Annotated in this window: 12 protein-coding genes; 9 read left to right on the forward strand and 3 right to left on the reverse strand. The window is 41.6% G+C overall.

What is annotated here, in order from left to right; genetic code table 11:
* The first annotated feature begins 7 nt into the window (after window positions 1-7).
* Window positions 8-715: an EcsC family protein gene (locus MHH61_RS13970; protein ID WP_125587315.1), complete on the forward strand. Its 708-nt coding sequence runs from the start codon at window positions 8-10 to the stop codon at window positions 713-715.
* A 225-nt stretch (window positions 716-940) separates the two neighbouring features.
* Here the strand turns inward: MHH61_RS13970 and MHH61_RS13975 are convergent, their stop codons facing one another.
* Window positions 941-2,128 (reverse strand): M20 family metallopeptidase, encoded by a 1,188-nt coding sequence (locus MHH61_RS13975; RefSeq protein ID WP_125587314.1) that lies wholly within the window; start codon window positions 2,126-2,128, stop codon window positions 941-943.
* A 148-nt stretch (window positions 2,129-2,276) separates the two neighbouring features.
* Here MHH61_RS13975 and MHH61_RS13980 point away from each other — a divergent pair, with 148 nt between their 5' ends.
* On the forward strand, window positions 2,277-2,564 hold the full coding sequence (locus MHH61_RS13980) for a hypothetical protein (RefSeq protein ID WP_225315487.1): 288 nt from the start codon (window positions 2,277-2,279) through the stop codon (window positions 2,562-2,564).
* 65 nt (window positions 2,565-2,629) lie between these two features.
* Here the strand turns inward: MHH61_RS13980 and MHH61_RS13985 are convergent, their stop codons facing one another.
* Entirely contained in the window at window positions 2,630-3,115 is a 486-nt protein-coding gene (locus MHH61_RS13985; RefSeq protein ID WP_024426559.1) for an antibiotic biosynthesis monooxygenase, read from the reverse strand.
* A 127-nt stretch (window positions 3,116-3,242) separates the two neighbouring features.
* Here MHH61_RS13985 and MHH61_RS13990 point away from each other — a divergent pair, with 127 nt between their 5' ends.
* From MHH61_RS13990 to MHH61_RS14020, 7 genes are all read left to right on the forward strand, one after another.
* Window positions 3,243-5,378, forward strand: coding sequence for a transglycosylase domain-containing protein (locus MHH61_RS13990; RefSeq protein WP_125587313.1), 2,136 nt, complete (start codon window positions 3,243-3,245; stop codon window positions 5,376-5,378).
* Between the two features lie 125 nt (window positions 5,379-5,503).
* Window positions 5,504-6,562 carry a uroporphyrinogen decarboxylase gene (gene hemE, locus MHH61_RS13995; protein WP_041117026.1) on the forward strand — a complete coding sequence of 353 codons (1,059 nt, stop codon included), beginning with the start codon at window positions 5,504-5,506 and terminating at the stop codon, window positions 6,560-6,562.
* A 32-nt stretch (window positions 6,563-6,594) separates the two neighbouring features.
* A complete protein-coding gene (gene hemH / locus MHH61_RS14000; protein WP_024426557.1) occupies window positions 6,595-7,533 on the forward strand; it encodes a ferrochelatase in 939 nt (312 codons plus the stop codon).
* Window positions 7,534-7,555: 22 nt separating this feature from the next.
* Complete coding sequence (gene hemY / locus MHH61_RS14005; RefSeq protein WP_044333704.1) at window positions 7,556-8,968, forward strand: protoporphyrinogen oxidase; 1,413 nt, start codon at window positions 7,556-7,558, stop codon at window positions 8,966-8,968.
* A gap of 174 nt (window positions 8,969-9,142) precedes the next feature.
* Complete coding sequence (locus tag MHH61_RS14010; protein ID WP_169510857.1) at window positions 9,143-9,721, forward strand: TetR/AcrR family transcriptional regulator; 579 nt, start codon at window positions 9,143-9,145, stop codon at window positions 9,719-9,721.
* A 64-nt stretch (window positions 9,722-9,785) separates the two neighbouring features.
* Window positions 9,786-12,095 carry a YhgE/Pip domain-containing protein gene (locus MHH61_RS14015; protein WP_125587312.1) on the forward strand — a complete coding sequence of 770 codons (2,310 nt, stop codon included), beginning with the start codon at window positions 9,786-9,788 and terminating at the stop codon, window positions 12,093-12,095.
* Window positions 12,096-12,239: 144 nt separating this feature from the next.
* On the forward strand, window positions 12,240-13,289 hold the full coding sequence (locus MHH61_RS14020; RefSeq protein WP_025093349.1) for a M42 family metallopeptidase: 1,050 nt from the start codon (window positions 12,240-12,242) through the stop codon (window positions 13,287-13,289).
* Window positions 13,290-13,323: 34 nt separating this feature from the next.
* Here the strand turns inward: MHH61_RS14020 and MHH61_RS14025 are convergent, their stop codons facing one another.
* Window positions 13,324-14,613: a cation:dicarboxylase symporter family transporter gene (locus MHH61_RS14025; protein WP_024425470.1), complete on the reverse strand. Its 1,290-nt coding sequence runs from the start codon at window positions 14,611-14,613 to the stop codon at window positions 13,324-13,326.
* Window positions 14,614-14,884: the final 271 nt, after the last annotated feature.

The raw sequence follows: 14,884 nt of genomic DNA on the forward strand, positions 1-14,884 counted from the left end.
GGACCGGATGAATGCAGCTGAACGGGAGTTGTATGAAGAAGCCATTCTTTTTCAAACACGTTTTTTAAGAAAACCTTCAAAGATCGAACGGTTTTCAAAAGGAGTTCAGCAGCAGGTGAACCGCCGAATTCCTGCCAGGTTTCATCAAGTCATCACAAGTGCAGTCAAAACAATGGTTGAATCAACCGTATCAGGATCACACTTTACTTCATTTTCAGTGATTGATGAACAATTATCTATTGTTGAACGAAATGAACTGGCAAAGGATAAAGTGAAGTATTACCAAAAGGCGGCTGCTATCGAAGGGGTTGGAACAGGTGCAGGCGGTTTATTCCTCGGAATGGCAGACTTTCCGCTGCTGCTGAGCATAAAGATGAAATGCCTTTATGAGCTGGCGTGTATTTATGGCTTTGATTTATCTCAAAAGGAGGAAAGACTCTTTTTGCTCTGTATATTTCAACTCGCCTTTTCCAGCAGTGCACATCGTCAAAAAATGATGAAGATCATAGATGATTGGGAAACGAGCTGCGAGGAAATGGATTGGTACAGCTTTCAGCAGGAGTATCGAGATTACATTGATCTTGTAAAGCTGTTTCAATTAATGCCGGTCGTCGGAGCCGCTGTTGGCGGGGTGGCAAATCATCAGCTGACAGGACAGCTCGGAGAGGTTGCACGCCATGTGTTCCACTTGCGAATATTGAAAGAAATGAAATAGAAAAACCGCTGATAACAGCGGCTTCAGATTGTTGACAAAGGGCTAAAATAATCTTTATTTTAGCCCTTTGTCTTCTTTTCAGCACAGCGTGATAGAAAACCTTTGCAGTCTAGGAAGGACGAGCAGCGGAGCGAATTTGACATTCGTGAGCACCGGAGCGCAGACCTGACACCGAATGCGAGGGTTTGTCTACACGCTGAAACCGCTGATGACAGCGGCTTTTTTTTATTCATTGTAGGAAAGAACGGCGTTAGCGAGAACCTTTGCTGCGATAGGCATTGCTTTTTCGTTGATATCAAACTTTGGATGATGATGTGGATAGACGTCTTTGCTGTTTTCCGGCATGGCGCCTGTGTAGAAGAAGGTACCAGGGACATGCTGAAGGTAGTAAGCAAAGTCTTCTCCGCCCATTTGTGTTTCCGCTTCTTTTACTTCTGTGACACCTTCTGTCTGGTTTGCGATGTCAGCAATATATTCAGTCGGCTTTGGATGGTTTTTGACAGCAGGGTATCCTCTTACGTATTCATATGTGTAGGCAGCATCATGCATCTGGCATACCCCTTTTACCACCTGTTCAATTTCTCGTTCGATAATAAGCCGTGCACTTTCTTCAAAGGATCGTGCTGTACCCGTTAAAACAGCTGAATCTGCAATAACGTTAAAGGCATTCTCTGCTACAAAACCTCCAACAGAAACAACAGCAGAATCAATTGGATTGACTTTACGTGCAACGACTTGCTGCAGGTTTGCGACGATTTGTGAACCGATGAGTACGGCATCTTTGGTTAAATGAGGCTGGGCACCATGTCCGCCTTTCCCTTGGACTTGAATGGAGAAACGATCGGCCGCTGCCATAAAGTTCCCGCTTTTATAAAGAATCGTGCCACAAGGCTCTGAAGACCAAAGGTGCGTACCAAATATCACATCGACCCCGTCTAAACAGCCGTCTTCAATCATCGGTTTTGCACCGCCGGGAGCATATTCCTCGGCATGCTGATGAATGAGGACGATCTTTCCTTTTAATTGATCACGATGCGTATGCAAGACTTTTGCTAATACAAGAAGTGTCGCAGTATGCCCATCGTGACCGCATGCATGCATCACACCAGGCTTTGTTGATTTGTAAGGTACATCTTTTTCATCGTGGATGGGAAGTGCATCAAAATCAGCTCTGAGGGCAATGGTTGGTCCCGGAGAAGCTCCTTCAATATAAGCGAGTACGCCATGACCGCCCACCTTGGTGCGCGTAGGTATTTGTAATGTATCATAGTAGCTGGCGATGAAAGCGGCTGTTTCTTCTTCCTGAAAAGAAAGTTCAGGATTCATATGGAGATGGCGTCTAATTTTAACCATTTCCTCATAATGTTCATCAAGACGTTCATTGATGCTTTTTTGTAAAGTGGATATTGTCATTGAATCGAAAACCTCCTTCATGCTCTTTTACTGATTGTATGGTAATTGTTAGAATCTTTCAACAGAAGAGGATTTCGTGGTCAGTATCAAAAGGTCATTTTACATAAAAGTCGAAGTTGATATGAAGCAGGGAAAGGGAGGAGTAGCGTTGGGAAGCTGTCCAAATTGTTCAAAAACATTTTCTTTCGTCGAAAAATTTCATTTATCACATACGAAAATGATGATGTGTCCAAGCTGCCGGCATCAAATCAAAGAAACCTTTGTCTCAAAAATGAGTTTTTTTATGATCTGCTTGATTCCACTATTGGTGCTGCTGATTCAATTGAAAGGTGCTTCACCTATGTTGAAGTGGCCGGTCTTATTAGGGTGGATATTGCTGAATTTCTATGTGCTTCAGCCGATCATTCATCGGTACGAGCTGAAATCAAGTTCATAAAATGAAGAGCCCAGGCGACTGGGCTTTTTTTAATGAAAAAAAGAAGTGCTGAGAGCAGCACTTCCTTAATTGTCTGTGACGGCATGGTAGGATGTGAGGTAAGCTGGACGAGAGAAAATGGAGCCTGTATCCTCGTGTGGCTGAAAGAATGCTTCTGATTCTTGAAAGTCTTGAAATAAGTCCTCTGATTCCCAAAGTGTCAAAATCAAATAAACTTCTTCATCTTTTTTAGGTCTTAAAACGCGAATAGCCTGGAAGCCGCGCTGATGTTCTGAGATGTTCGTTTTTTTCTGAAAGGTGGATTCAAACAGTGCTCTGCTTTCAAGCTTAACAGGGATATGATTCAAGGTGACGAAACCAGATTGGACAAGCTCGCCTTTCGCATAAATCACATCATAGGCATGAGGGGCTTTAAATACAGTCTCACCCTCCGTTTCATGAAAAAGAGCTGCTTGTTCTTTTCCGACCATATAAAGCAGATTTTCCAGATGGTGTTTCTTTGCGATTTTATGCAAAAAATCTGCTGTTCCATATGTAATATAGAAATTCATCTAAACCGCCTCCTGCTTGATAGTATAACAAAAGAATGATATATAATTCTTTGGCAGTCAATCCATAAAACATATTATGAAGCAATACATCCCATACTATCCGTATAAAGGAATGAGGTGACCTAATTTGAAGAAAAAGAAGATAATCATTCCATTAGTCATTGCAGGAAGTACAATCGTACTCTCATTCATTGGCTATCTGACGATTTTATTTTTAGGACATTATGTCATAGATGAAAAGAAGCTTGTTTTTCATGCTTCCTCCAAAATCATTGATCAGAATGGAAAAGAACTCACAAGCATGTATTCAGAAAATCGGGACCCTGTGTCATTAAAAGAGGTGCCTGATAAAGTAGCAAAAGCTTTTGTGGCTGTCGAGGACAAGCGTTTTTATGAGCATCACGGAATTGATGCACAGTCTATTTCAAGGGCGGTTTATCGAGATATATTAGCAGGAGGGAAGGTAGAGGGCGGCAGTACAATTACCCAGCAGCTCGCAAAAAATATTTTTCTCACAAATGACAAAACCTTTCTTCGAAAAACGAAAGAAGTCATTATTGCCATTAATTTAGAGAGAGATTATTCAAAGGATAAGCTGCTAGAGATGTATTTGAATCAGCTTTACTTTGGCCATGGTGTTTATGGTATTCAGGCAGCAGCCAATTATTATTTTAGTAAGGATGTGAAAGATTTAACGGTCAGCGAAGGTGCCACACTCGCTGCGATGCCAAAGGCACCATCTTCTTACTCGCCTGTTTTACACCCTGATAAAAATAAACAGAGGCGGGACACCATCCTGAATTTAATGAACGAACAAGGATATTTGTCTTCAACAGAAACAGTAGAAGCAAAAGGGAGAACACTAGGCATTCATTTAAAAAAGAAATCAGAAACGCCTTGGGTGGACAGCTATGTTGATCTCATTATTAAAGAAGCAGAATCAGAGTATGCCATTTCGCATGAACAATTGCTTCAAGGCGGCTATACCATTACAGTTCCGATTGATATGAATCTGCAAAAAACCGCTTATGATGCGATGAAGAACAACCGTTATTTCCCGGGAAAAAGCGGTTCTCCGGAAGGCAGCGCCGTATTCATTGATAACGAGTCTGGTGGAGTGAAAGCAGCCATCGGTGGACGAGAATATCAGGCAAGAGGCTACAACAGGGTGACAGCTGTTAGGCAGCCGGGATCTGTTTTTAAGCCGATCGCAGTCTACGGTCCGGCAATGCAGGAGAAAAAATTCAGACCTTATTCACTGCTTGAAGACAAAGAAAAAAGCTATGACGGCTATTCACCTAAGAATTACGATGGGCAGTATGAAGGCAGGGTCACAATGGTGGAAGCCCTCATGAAAAGTAAAAATACCGCTGCTGTGTGGACATTAAGCCAGCTGGGCATTGATATGTCGAAATCATATCTCGAGAAAATGGGGATAGATATCTCGGATAAAGGCTTAGCTATTGCGCTTGGCGGTTTAGAGAAAGGAGTTTCTCCATTACAAATCGCTGGAGCCTTTCATACTTTTGCAAATGAAGGCGTATATAAAAAGCCTTTCTTTATTCAAAAAATCACCAATGATGAAGGAGAAACTGTAGAAAAGAATCGTAGTCAGCAAGAACGAGTATTTAGTGTGCAGAATGCTTGGAATATGACAAGAATGCTCCAGCAAGTCGTCAAGGGCGGGACAGCCCAGAGCGGTTCATACGCTGGAGATTTAGCAGGTAAAACAGGTACGACCACATATTCAGGTGTGAAAGGTGCAACAAAAGATGCTTGGTTTGCCGGCTATACGCCTAGTACAACGGGTGCAATTTGGATGGGGTATGACAAAACCGATAACAGCCACTATTTAACTGGGGGCAGTCAATACCCTGTACAGCTGTTTAAAGATATTTTAACAGCAGCTCAAATCACCAATGAAACGTTTGAAAAACCAGAGGGGATAAAAGAGCTCGAGTCGCCTATCCATTTAGAGGGACTTACAGGATTTGAAGCCCGCTATGCGTTTAAAATCAAAGGATTGTTTACATTAGAGCTGTATTGGGACAATCAAGAGGATAAACGCGTTGAATACCGTATCTATGAAAAGAGAAATGGAAGCGAGACGCTGATCGACACAGTGACAGGCGTGGGCAGCTATACAATGCCGTATGCCAATGTATTTTCAAATGCAGAGTATAAGGTTGTTCCATATAATACTCAAACGCAAGAAGAAGGCGAAGGCAGTCCATATGTCAAGCCAGAGGCTTTTGGACGTTAATATTCGGCGATTTTTTGAACATTGAGCCGCTTTAGTATACCGTGCCTTGAAAAAACGGTATAGTAAAAGCAGGTTTGAGCCTTGTACAAAAAGAGAGTATAAGGCGAAAGGTGGAATGAAAGGTAATGGGAAAAACGAAGGTTTTTAATGACACGTTCTTAAAGGCGTGTAAAGGGGAAAAAACAGACCATGTACCAGTTTGGTATATGAGACAGGCAGGACGCTCACAGCCTGAATATCGTGCCCTTAAAGAAAAATACGGGCTATTTGAAATTACGCATCAGCCAGAGCTATGTGCTTATGTAACGAGACTTCCTGTAGAACAATATGGTGTAGATGCCGCTATTTTATATAAAGATATTATGACCCCGCTTCCGGCTATTGGAGTGGACGTAGAAATTAAAAATGGAATTGGACCTGTGATTGATGCACCGATTCGATCTAAAGCAGATATCGAACGTCTTGGGGAACTTCATCCTGAAGAAGACCTGCCATATGTGCTTGATACCATTCAGCTTTTAACGAAGGAGCAGCTGAATGTTCCGCTTATCGGTTTTGCTGGCGCACCATTTACGATGGCAAGCTATATGATTGAAGGCGGCCCATCTAAAAATTATCATAAAACAAAGGCACTGATGTACAGTGATCCTGAGGCGTGGATGCTGCTTATGAACAAGTTAGCTGATATGACGATTACGTACATACGCGCGCAGGTAAAAGCCGGGGTCAGTGCATTTCAAATTTTCGACTCATGGGTTGGTGCTTTAAATGCAGCAGATTACCGGACATTCATTAAGCCTGTCATGCAGCGAATTTTCACAGAGCTGAAGTCTGAAAACGTCCCAATGATCATGTATGGAGTTGGAGCAAGCCATTTAGCGAAAGACTGGCATGACCTGCCGCTTGATGTGGTTGGACTGGATTGGCGTATGAGTGTAGACGAAGCAAGAAAAGAAGGGCTCACAAAAACGTTACAGGGGAACCTTGATCCAACCATTTTACTTGCTCCTTGGGAAGTCATTGAAGAGAGAGCAAAAGCTATTTTAGATCAAGGAATGAAATCAGATCACTTTATCTTTAACTTAGGTCATGGGGTATTTCCAGATGTTTCACCAGATACGTTAAAGAAGCTGACAGATTTTATTCACGATTATTCAGCGAAACATAAAAAATCATCCATCTAAACTATTTCAAATGATCTGAAGGAGTGTTGGTTGTGGAGAAAAAGAAAATGGGACTTCTTGTCATGGCATATGGCACCCCATATAAAGAAGAAGATATTGAGCGTTATTATACACATATCCGCAGAGGCAGAAAGCCGGAGCCAGAGATGCTGCAAGATTTGAAGGATCGCTACAAGGCAATCGGCGGTATTTCTCCTTTATCAAAAATTACCGAACAGCAGGCAAATGGTTTGTGTGATCATTTGAACGACATCCAAGACGACATTGAATTTCATGTCTACATTGGCTTAAAGCATATTGAGCCGTTCATTGAGGATGCAGTTGCAGAGATGCACAAGGACGGCATCACAGAAGCAGTGAGTATTGTTCTTGCGCCGCATTTTTCAACCTTTAGCGTGAAATCGTATAACAAGCGTGCACAAGATGAGGCAGACAAGCTTGGCAATCTGAAGATTACGTCTGTGGAAAGCTGGTACGATGAGCCGAAGTTTGTGGACTATTGGGTGAAACAAGTGAAGGATACGTATGCATCAATGAGTGAAGAGGAAAGAGAATCAGCCGTACTCATTGTGTCTGCACACAGCCTTCCTGAAAAGATTATTGCAGCAGGAGATCCATATCCTGATCAGCTCGCACAATCTGCCAAAATGATTGCAGAAGGTGCAGGAATTGAACATTATGAAATAGGCTGGCAAAGTGAAGGCAACACGCCTGATCCATGGCTTGGACCAGACGTTCAAGACTTAACACGTGACCTATTCGAACAAAAAGGCTATAAAACGTTCGTATATGTGCCTGTTGGATTTGTCGCTGACCATCTTGAAGTGTTATACGACAACGATTATGAATGTAAAGTCGTGACAGATGAAATCGGTGCAGCCTACTATCGTCCAGAAATGCCAAATGCGAAACCAGCATTTATTGATGCTCTCGCAACTGTCGTATTAAAGAAGCTTGACGAAAGCAAGTAATTATATAAAAGAAGGCGATCCTATGCATGACAATCAAAAACACCTTGTCATCATTGGCGGTGGCATCACTGGTTTAGCCGCCGCCTTCTATTTGGAAAAGGAAGTCGAAGAAAAAGGTCTTCCCATTCAAATATCTCTTATTGAAGCGAGCCCTAGGCTAGGTGGAAAAATACAAACATTATATAAAGACGGCTACATCATTGAACGTGGACCTGATTCATTTTTAGAAAGAAAGGTCAGTGGACCGCAGCTGGCGAAGGATGTGGGTCTCGCAGATCAGCTCGTCAATAATGAAACAGGGCAGGCATATGTACTAGTCAATGAAACTCTTCACCCGATGCCAAAAGGCGCTGTCATGGGTATTCCAACTCAAATCAGCCCATTCATCACAACCGGTCTTTTTTCAGTTGCAGGAAAAGCGAGAGCCGCAATGGATTTCGTCTTGCCAAAAAGCAAGCAAACAGAAGATCAGTCGCTCGGTGAATTTTTTAGAAGACGTGTCGGTGATGAAGTAGTTGAGAATTTAATCGAACCTCTTCTATCAGGCATTTATGCAGGTGACATTGACCGTCTCAGCTTAATGTCCACCTTCCCGCAGTTTTATCAAACAGAACAAAAGCATCGCAGTTTGATTCTTGGGATGAAAAAATCACAGCAGCATGCGAAAGCGCAGCAAGTGACAGCGAAAAAACAAGGGCAGTTCCAAACGATCAATCAAGGACTTCAAGCGCTTGTTGAAGCAGTAGAAAGCAAGCTCAAGCTGACAACGATTTATAAAGGGACAAAAGTGAAGCAGATTGAAAAAACAGATGGGGGCTACGGTGTGCAGTTAGACAGCGGTCAAACGCTTTTTGCTGATTCAGCCATTGTGACAACTCCGCATCAATCGATCTATTCCATGTTTCCAAAAGAAGCGGGGCTTGAGTACTTGCATGATATGACATCTACTTCTGTTGCAACGGTTGCACTCGGTTTTAAAGAAGAGGATGTTCATAATGAATATGACGGTACTGGTTTTGTCATCTCAAGAAACAGTGATTTCTCTATTACAGCTTGTACATGGACGAACAAAAAATGGCCGCATACAGCTCCTAAAGGAAAAACATTATTGCGTGCTTATGTAGGGAAGGCTGGCGACGAATCAATTGTCGAACAGTCAGACCATCAAATCGTCAGCATCGTGCTGGAGGATTTGAAAAAAATCATGGATATTAAAGCAGATCCAGAACTGACGACAGTGACTCGCTGGAAGACGAGCATGCCGCAATATCACGTCGGTCATCAAAAAGCCATTTCGAACATGCGAGAAACGTTTAAGCAATCATATCCTGGTGTTTATATCACAGGTGCTGCTTTTGAAGGTGTCGGAATCCCTGATTGTATTGATCAAGGAAAAGCTGCCATTTCAGAGGCTGTATCTTATCTATTTTCATAAAACAAACTCCCTTTTCTATCAAGGAAAGGGAGTTTTTCATGCTCGAATAATTCAAAAAGAGTTGTGAATCATAAAAGTGAACAAAGTTGTTGCATCTGGAGAAAAGGATATGGTATATTACTTTCTGTACTTAATGACCAAAACGTTCAAATAGTCATTTTGGGAGTGAAAATCATGAGTGTTGATAGGAGACAAATGATTTTAGACGGGGCTACGAAGGCATTTACTCAATTCGGGTATAAAGCCACCACAATGGACCTCGTGGCGAAGCTTGCCAACGTCGGAAAAGGAACCATTTATACCTTTTTCAAAAACAAAGAAGAGCTGTTCGATGAAATTTTCACATCCCTTTTAATGGAGATGAGGAAAATTGCGGATGAAGCAATGGATGAGGAAAAAAGTTTCTCTGAAAACCTTCACTTAGCACTCTTTGCAATATTGGAATTTCGAAAAAACCACCAGCTCACAATCAAAATCTTTCAGGAAAGTGCGGAGCTTGGCACGTCAGCGGTCAAGGAAATGATTGAGAAGATGGAGCAAATGATCATTCGCTATATCAAAACGAAAGTAAAAGAAGCGATTGATAAAGGCGACATTAAGCCATGTGATCCTGAATTGACTGCATTTGTGATGGTGAAACTATATATTGCACTTATTTTTGATTGGGAAAAGCGATACGAGCCTTTAACAAAAGAAGAGGTGGCCGAGTCGCTGGAACTTTATGTTCTCAAAGGACTTTTAGTAGCACCATAATTTTTTTTAAGTTCAAATGACCAAATTCTAAATTTAGTCATTCATCTATGGGAGGAAAACAGCAATGAATTTAATTCGGAATCAATGGAAAGACATTGTGACGAGCAAAAAACTACTGATCCCGATTTTAGCTGTCTTATTTATTCCGCTGATTTACAGCGGTGTATTTTTAAAAGCGTACTGGGATCCATATGGTACAGTCGATCAGTTGCCTGTAGCGGTTGTCAACTTGGATGAAGGCAGTCATTATGACGGGAAGACACTGCATGTCGGCGATGATTTAGTGAAGGAATTAAAGAAAAACGATAATTTCAAATGGAACTTTGTCGATAGTGAAGAAAAGGCAGTGAAGGGATTAAATAATGAGGATTATTATCTCGTCGTGGAAATACCAAAGGATTTCTCGAAAAATGCAAGTACAGTCCTTGATAAACATCCAAAAAAATCGAATCTGAAATATTATACGAATCCAGGCGCCAACTATGCGGCGTCACAAATTGCGAATAATGCCATTATCAAATTAAAAGATTCGGTTTCAAAGGAAGTCACAAAAAATTACGCAGAGGTCATTTTTGATAACTTCAAAACGATTGCAAAAGGTTTAGATCAAGCAAGCGATGGTGCGAAGAAAATTGATGACGGAACAAAAAGTGCAAAAGATGGCAGTAACAAGTTAAAGGACAATTTAGCAAAATTGGCTGAAGGAACATTAACCTATAGCGAAGGTGTTCATCAGTTTGCTGGTAAAATGGGTGAACTGAACACAGGGATACAATCTCTTGACAGCGGACTTGGCCAGCTCTTAACAGGCTATCAAACCATCGATCAGAAATTTGGAGAGCTTGGCACAGGAATTGATACATTGACTGAAGGGTTAAACACAAGCCGTGAAGGTCATCAGCAGCTCGCTTCTAAAATGCCGCAATTCACAGCGGGTATTGAGCAGCTAAACAACAAAGCACAATCTTTTTCAGAAAAAATTGAAGCAGTAGAAAAAGTCTTGTCGTCACCAGAATTAGCGAATCTTGAAAAGATGGCGCCTAAACTCGATCAGGTGAAAAAAGACGCAAAAACGTTTAGTACAAAACTTGCTTCATTAAAAGAAGCGCTATCGAATCGAGATGCTAAAGTAAAAAGCATCATCCAAAACAGCTCAATGACAGATGAAGAGAAAAAGGCGGCAATGGATCAGCTTGACAGTCTGCCTAAAAACGAACTGCCAGATCTGTCTGGACTTGAACAAAGCTTAGCGGCCTTGCAGGAACTGCCTGATGCAAGTGAGGTTCAATCTGCGGTTGCTTCTGCAAAAGCTCAGCTGCAGCAAGTCAAACAGCTGCCAAAGAAAACGGAACAGCTGTACACATCTACAGTCGCGATACAAAATGCGATTGATCAAATGACATCTGGAACGAATAAATTGTATCAAGGTGCACTTAAGCTTCAAACAGGTCAAGGCCAATTACAAGATGGTCTGCAAACAGCAAATGGAAAGCTGAATACAGCGAAAAGCGGTGCAGATAAGCTTGCGAATGGTTCAAGCCAGCTGAGTGCAGCGTTAAATAAGCTGGAAAGTGGTTCAACGAATATCCAAAGCAACACATCTAAGCTTGCTGAAGGCTCAAAATCACTCGATAAAGGATTGGGAGATTTAAAGAGCGGTACAGGTAAGCTGTCCGATAAATTAAAAAGTGCCGCTGATGAAACAGGAGAAATTGATGCGGGTCAAGACAATTACAATATGATTGCGAGTCCCGTGAAAACAGAAAATGATACAGCGAAAAAGATCGATAATTATGGTACAGGGCTCACACCTTATATTTTATCGATGGGACTCTTTGTAGGGGCTCTCATGCTCACCGTTGTATTCCCAATGAAAGACCCTGCTGGACGCCCTAGAAACGCGTTTGAATGGTTTTTCAGTAAATATAGTGTGCTTCTCTTTGTCGGTATCCTGCAAGCAGTTATTGCAAGCTCCATGCTCATCTTTGGGCTTGGTCTTGAGGTGGAAAGCCTCTGGCGCTTCTATCTCTTTGCGATTATCGTCAGTCTGACATTCTTAGCGATCATTCAGCTGCTGGCGACGACTATGGGGAATCCAGGACGCTTCATTGCCGTTATTATCTTGGTTCTTCAGCTCGCAGCAAGTGCTGGTACATTCCCGCTTGAGCTTGTGCCGAAATTCTTCCAAGTCATTCATAGTCTGCTTCCAATGACGTATACCATCAACGGATTTAGAACGATTATTGCAAGCGGTGATGACAGCTATTTATGGCACCAAGCAGCGATCCTTGGAACAGTTGCGATCATCATGATGGCAGCAACAACAGCATACTTTGCTTGGAACGTAAGAAAAATGAAACAGGACGAAGCTTAATCTATGAATCCTTTCTCTTTATAGAGGAAGGATTTTTCATTTGAAATTAGACATCTCGAACCTGAAGCGATATATTTTAAGAAGAGATGCTGAAAAAGGCATACATGGAAGGAATTGCTTTTCAGACAAAGGAGGAAATGCCGAATGACAACTGAAGTAAACGAAACCGTTCAGCTGATTCAAAAGCTCGTATCAATTCCAAGTCCATCAGGAAATACAGAAAAAGTGATCGGCTTTGTTGAACGTTTTTTACAAGATTTGAATATTGAGACAAAACGAAATCGAAAAGGCGGATTAATTGCCACCATCAAAGGCACAGATGACAAAGAACACCGCATGCTGACAGCGCATGTTGATACGCTCGGTGCGATGGTTAAGGAAATTAAATCAAATGGACGGCTTCGTCTTGCACTCATTGGAGGCTTTCAATATAACTCAATTGAAGGCGAATATTGTGAAATTGAAACAGCATCAGGCCATACATACACAGGGACCATTCTTATGCATCAAACATCCGTACACGTCTATGCGGATGCTGGAAAAGCGAAACGAAATCAAGAAAATATGGAGATTCGTCTCGATGAAAAGGTGAAAAATGCAGACGATATCAAAGCACTTGGCATTCAAGTAGGGGACTTTATTTCATTTGATCCGAGAGTGGAAGTGACGTCTTCAGGGTTTATTAAATCAAGACATCTTGATGATAAGGCAAGTGTTGCGCTGCTTTTGCGTCTCATCCACCGGATTCAAAAGGAAAAGATCACATTGCCGCATACGACGCATTTCTTAATTTCCAATAATGAAGAGATTGGCTACGGCGGCAACTCGAATATTCCAGAAGAAACAGTGGAATATCTAGCTGTAGATATGGGTGCGATCGGTGACGGTCAATCAACAGATGAATATAGTGTATCGATTTGTGTAAAGGATTCGAGTGGCCCTTATCACTATGGATTACGCAAGCATTTAGCTGCATTAGCAGAAGAGAACAACATTGATTACCGCCTTGATATTTACCCTTATTATGGCTCTGATGCATCAGCAGCCATTAGAGCAGGGCATGATATCATTCATGGACTGATTGGTCCTGGTATAGACTCCTCGCATGCTTTTGAAAGAACACATGAAGATTCACTTATCCATACAGCGGATCTCCTTTACTACTATGTTCAATCACCATTAATCACAGCATAAAAAAAGAACCCCTGATAGATGGGGTTCTTTTTGATTAGCTTGAAAGCTGTGTTGGCTCAGGTGCCTCTTGTCCAGTCATCACACGATGTCCTTTTTCAGGGTCATACTGCCCTTCCCATTTAGACATGACAACAGCTGCAAGTGCATTTCCTGTTAAGTTTACAACTGTCCGCGCCATATCCATGATACGGTCCACACCTGCAATAAATGCAAGACCTTCAGCAGGTACACCGATCGTTCCTAATGTCGCGAGTAATACAACAAATGAAGTACCAGGAACGGCAGCCATTCCTTTAGATGTAACCATCAGCACAAGAACTAGTGTAAGCTGCTGGACGATCGTAAGGTCAATGCCATATACCTGTGCAAGGAAAAGCGCAGCAATGGCTTGATACAAGACGGAACCGTCCAGATTAAATGTATAACCGATTGGGATAACGAACGAAACAATGCCTTTTGGACATCCGATGCGCTCCATTTTATCCATGACTCTTGGTAAAACTGTTTCAGAGCTGGATGTACTAAAGGCAAGAAGCATTTCGTCTTTCATGTAAGCAAGAAATCTGAAAATATTGACGCCAATCATCTTTCCGATAATTCCGAATACAACGATAAGGAAGAGAGCGAGCGCAAAATAAACAAGACCTACAAGCTTACCTAATGAAATAAGAGATTCAAGACCAAATTTTGATACGGTCACACCAATGAGTGCAAATACACCAAATGGTGCAGCTTTCATCACAACATTGACGACATGGAACATGGCATGTGATACACCCTCGAAGAAGGCGAGCACTGGTTTACCGCGTTCCCCAATCGCTGAAACGCCAAGTGCAAATAGCACAGTGAAGAAAATAATCGCAAGCAAATCACCTTCCGCCAATGATTGGAAGAAGTTCGTTGGAACGATATGAAGGAACGTATCAGCAACTGATTTGCTGCTTTGCTCTTTTTCCGTTTCAACATACTGGCTAATATCTTGTTTTTCTGCATGTCCAAAGTCAACGCCTGCACCAGGTTGTACAAAGTTTGCAAGGACAAGACCAAGGACAATCGCAAATGTTGTGATAATTTCAAAATAAAGAATGGTTCTAAAACCTAGTTTCCCTACTTTTTTACCATCACCCGCACCTGCAACACCTAAAATTAAGCTGGATACGACAATTGGTATGACAATCATCTTGATGAGTCTTAAGAAGAAGTCTCCAATTGGTTTTAAGTATGTCTCGACACCTGGGTTACCGAAAAAGATTGCCCCAACAACGACACCGAGAATAAGACCGATTAGGATTTGAGTAGCCAATCCAAATTTTAATTTTTTCATAGATTTCCTCCCTAACATATTCATTAAAGGAATATTCCCATCATATTAAGTTTTAATATATGAATTAAAGTATAACTAAAATTAAAGAGGTTCGTCCACGATAAAATTATATTAAGAAAATACAAAATTGTTAGAAAAAATAGACATTTAGAACCCCCTTCATTGCTTCTAGTCAATAAAAAGTGTCTTCAGAACTAAAACTCATCATATGAAAATACTAAAAAACCCTTTTGTGACAGGGGTTTTACCTTTTTACCTATTTTTCAGAAAA

The organism is Bacillus sp. FSL K6-3154, from assembly GCF_040869395.1.
Lineage (GTDB): Bacteria > Bacillota > Bacilli > Bacillales > Bacillaceae > Bacillus > Bacillus safensis.

What these genes read in the sequence shown, in the direction of transcription:
- MHH61_RS14010 (WP_169510857.1), top strand. Translation starts at nt 9,143, where the DNA reads ATGAGTGTTGATAGGAGACAAATGATTTTAGACGGGGCTACGAAGGCA.
- hemE (WP_041117026.1), top strand. Translation starts at nt 5,504, where the DNA reads ATGGGAAAAACGAAGGTTTTTAATGACACGTTCTTAAAGGCGTGTAAA.
- MHH61_RS13975 (WP_125587314.1), bottom strand. Translation starts at nt 2,128, where the DNA reads ATGACAATATCCACTTTACAAAAAAGCATCAATGAACGTCTTGATGAA.
- MHH61_RS14025 (WP_024425470.1), bottom strand. Translation starts at nt 14,613, where the DNA reads ATGAAAAAATTAAAATTTGGATTGGCTACTCAAATCCTAATCGGTCTT.
- MHH61_RS13970 (WP_125587315.1), top strand. Translation starts at nt 8, where the DNA reads ATGAATGCAGCTGAACGGGAGTTGTATGAAGAAGCCATTCTTTTTCAA.
- MHH61_RS14020 (WP_025093349.1), top strand. Translation starts at nt 12,240, where the DNA reads ATGACAACTGAAGTAAACGAAACCGTTCAGCTGATTCAAAAGCTCGTA.
- MHH61_RS14015 (WP_125587312.1), top strand. Translation starts at nt 9,786, where the DNA reads ATGAATTTAATTCGGAATCAATGGAAAGACATTGTGACGAGCAAAAAA.
- MHH61_RS13985 (WP_024426559.1), bottom strand. Translation starts at nt 3,115, where the DNA reads ATGAATTTCTATATTACATATGGAACAGCAGATTTTTTGCATAAAATC.
- hemY (WP_044333704.1), top strand. Translation starts at nt 7,556, where the DNA reads ATGCATGACAATCAAAAACACCTTGTCATCATTGGCGGTGGCATCACT.